The organism is Streptococcus oralis (assembly GCF_001075875.1).
Lineage (GTDB): Bacteria > Bacillota > Bacilli > Lactobacillales > Streptococcaceae > Streptococcus > Streptococcus oralis_I.
Window position 1 is genome coordinate 1 of the sequence record NZ_JUOS01000091.1, and the last position, 205, is coordinate 205.

Below are 205 nucleotides of genomic sequence, written 5' to 3' on the forward strand. Positions count from 1 at the left end.
GCTGGTTGACGCTGATGCACTTGCTACTGCGCTAGTCGATGCTGAAGCTGAAGCTACCGCGCTAGTTGATGCTGAGGCTGAAGCGACCGCACTTGTTGATGCTGAAGCTGAGGCTACTGCACTTGTTGATGCTGAGGCTGAAGCTACCGCACTTGTTGATGCTGAGGCTGAGGCTACTGCGCTTGTTGATGCTGAGGCTGAGGCC

The 205-nt window shown here is 55.6% G+C and carries 1 pseudogene; it reads left to right on the forward strand.

Annotated elements, in window-relative coordinates:
• Positions 1 to 205, forward strand: a pseudogene (locus ADM33_RS11455) (peptidoglycan endopeptidase); the annotation flags it as partial.